General features: G+C 62.2%; 3 protein-coding genes, 1 tRNA gene and 2 pseudogenes. 3 read left to right on the forward strand and 3 right to left on the reverse strand.

All coding sequences use genetic code 11. From position 1 onward, the window contains the following. The 3 genes and pseudogenes from obgE to rplU all read right to left on the reverse strand — a co-directional run. Window positions 1-140, reverse strand: a pseudogene (gene obgE / locus AC1D01_RS29175) (GTPase ObgE); the annotation flags it as partial. 132 nt (window positions 141-272) lie between these two features. Then, a complete protein-coding gene (gene rpmA / locus AC1D01_RS29180; RefSeq protein WP_047500144.1) occupies window positions 273-533 on the reverse strand; it encodes a 50S ribosomal protein L27 in 261 nt (86 codons plus the stop codon). Window positions 534-548: 15 nt separating this feature from the next. After that, entirely contained in the window at window positions 549-860 is a 312-nt protein-coding gene (gene rplU, locus AC1D01_RS29185; protein WP_477872642.1) for a 50S ribosomal protein L21, read from the reverse strand. A gap of 246 nt (window positions 861-1,106) precedes the next feature. On the opposite strand from rplU, the gene ispB reads away from it, so the two are divergent. The 3 genes and pseudogenes from ispB to AC1D01_RS29200 all read left to right on the forward strand — a co-directional run. Then, window positions 1,107-2,102, forward strand: coding sequence for an octaprenyl diphosphate synthase (ispB, locus tag AC1D01_RS29190; protein WP_477872644.1), 996 nt, complete (start codon window positions 1,107-1,109; stop codon window positions 2,100-2,102). Between the two features lie 75 nt (window positions 2,103-2,177). After that, a tRNA-Pro gene (locus AC1D01_RS29195) sits at window positions 2,178-2,254 on the forward strand. A 209-nt stretch (window positions 2,255-2,463) separates the two neighbouring features. After that, window positions 2,464-2,655: pseudogene (locus AC1D01_RS29200) on the forward strand (type IV-A pilus assembly ATPase PilB); the annotation flags it as partial.

The raw sequence follows: 2,655 nt of genomic DNA on the forward strand, positions 1-2,655 counted from the left end.
GCGAAGACGCTGCCGCCGCGCCCGCCATCACCCCCGTTCGGTCCACCGAACGGAATGAACTTCTCGCGGCGAAAGCTCATGCAGCCATTGCCGCCGTTGCCTGCCGCCACATCGATGGTCGCTTCGTCTACGAATTTCATGATCTCGCCCACAGGCCACCGCACCGCCAGAGGCTGCATGGTAGGCCACCGGTCGTCCGGCGACCGGAAAAAACAAAAGCCCCGGGTGACCGGGGCTCGGGATCAACGCCGGCTGCGCGAGGCAGCCGCAGCTCACGCTGCCGTCTTGACGCTGACCGTCTGGCGGTTGCGCGGGCCCTTGATGGCGAAGCTGACTTCACCATCGACCAGTGCGAACAGCGTGTGGTCCTTGCCGATGCCGACGTTCTGACCGGCATGGAACTTCGTGCCGCGCTGGCGGACGATGATCGAACCGGCCGGAATCTGCTGGCCACCAAAGGCCTTGACGCCGAGCATCTTCGGTTGGGAATCGCGGCCGTTCCGTGTGGAACCGCCGCCTTTTTTCTGTGCCATGGTGTGACTCCTTGATCAGCCGACGATCGCAGTGATTTCGATCTCGGTGAAGTTCTGGCGGTGACCTTGCCGCTTCTGGTAGTGCTTGCGACGACGCATCTTGAAGATGCGCACCTTGTCGTGCCTGCCTTGCGCCACCACGGTGGCCTTCACGCTTGCGCCCGCAACCAAGGGAGTCCCGATCTTCAGGTCAGCGCCGTTTCCGACAGCCAACACCTGGTCGATCGTGATCTCTTGGCCAACATCCGCAGCAATCTGTTCTATCTTGATCTTTTCGCCTGCAGCAACTTTTTCTTGTTTGCCGCCGGTTTTTATGACCGCGTACATATCAGCCCTTTCGATGAATTCCGCCAGGGGCTGGGCTCTCGATCAGCTCGATCTCTTGATCTGCTCGATTACCGGCACCCCATGCGCGAACCCTGCAGGAAATGCAGAGCCCGCGAGTCTATCACGCGCCGCCAAGCCGGGGAAAGCCCGACACCAGCGATGAGCCATTCACCGAGCGGGCAATCCTGCACAAATCGGTGGCACGCGCCTGCTTCCTATAATTTCGCGCAACCACCCGAGCCTTCCGTGCAGACCTCCACCACGCATCCCACCAGTCCCGTGCCCGACATCGCGCAACTCATGGCACCGGAAATGAGCGAGGTCGATCAGGTGATCCGGCAGCGCCTGTCCTCCGACGTTGCCCTGATCAACCAGATTTCCAACTACATCATCAGCGCCGGTGGAAAGCGCATTCGCCCGATGCTGGTGTTGCTGTTTGCCAACGCGCTGGGCTTTCGGGGGCCGGAGCGGTTCGAGCTGGCCGCGATCGTCGAATTCATCCACACGGCAACGCTGCTGCATGACGATGTCGTCGATGAGTCGGAGCTTCGCCGTGGCCGGGCAACCGCCAATGCGTTGTTCGGCAACGCGGCCAGCGTGCTCGTCGGCGACTTCCTCTATTCGCGCGCCTTCCAGATGATGGTGTCGGTCAACCGCATGCGGGTGCTCGAAGTCCTGGCCGACGCGACGAACGTGATCGCCGAGGGCGAGGTGCTGCAGCTGATGAACATGCACGACCCGGATATCGCGGTCGACGACTACCTGCGGGTCATCCGGTTCAAGACGGCCAAGCTGTTCGAGGCCAGCGCGAGACTGGGTGCGGTGCTGTCAGATGCGCCGCCGCACATCGAAGAGGCCTGCGCGAGCTACGGTCGAGCGCTCGGGACGGCCTTCCAGCTGGTCGACGACCTGCTCGACTATGAAGGCGCGACCGAGCAACTGGGCAAGAACGTCGGCGACGACCTGCGCGAAGGAAAGCCGACGCTGCCGCTGCTGCTGGCCATGGAACGCGGCAGCGCAGAACAACGCGCCGTGGTGCGCCATGCGATCGAGCACGGAGAGGTGGATCGCCTGGCGGAAATCGTCGAGATCGTCCGCCTCACCGGTGCGCTGGACGCCACGCGGCAAGCTGCGCGCGACGAGGCCGACAAGGCACGCACGAGTCTCTTGTCGCTGCCCGACTCGAAACACCGCGAAGCTCTGCTAGAATTGTGTTTTCGATCGATCGACAGGTCGTTCTGAGACCCCCGAATCAGAACACTGCGACTTGTTTGTCATCAGGTGCCTCGCGATGCTCGCGGGTTCGCACCGGAAGATCGGGGTGTAGCTTAGCCTGGTAGAGCGCTACGTTCGGGACGTAGAGGCCGGAGGTTCGAATCCTCTCACCCCGACCAGTTTTTCGGCAGTCCTCGCTGCCGTTGTCCATCAAGTTGTTCCTCAGGTTGGATCCTCAGTCGCCGTCACCCTGACGCAATCTGTTGCACGCGATCCGGCTGCTTGGCGTGACTTCTTGACCGCTCCCGGGCCGGCTTCGGTTTACAGTGCCACATGAATCGGCGATCATCGTCCGATCGTCGACTTGTTTTTTGCACGAAACCTGCCTGTGGACACTCTTGCCGMAGCCCCCCAATCTGCACTTTCCGGCGTTGCCCGGGTCCTGGTGCATGCAGGCAAGCTGAATGCAAAGACCGCGGAAGACCTGGTCAAGTCCTCGAAGGACAAGAAAGCCAGCTTCGTTGCATCGGTCATCGCCGCCGGCGCGGTCTCCCCCGCCGATCTGGCGCACACCCTGGCC

The sequence above is a fragment of the Rhizobacter sp. P3_B12 genome, assembly GCF_056402895.1.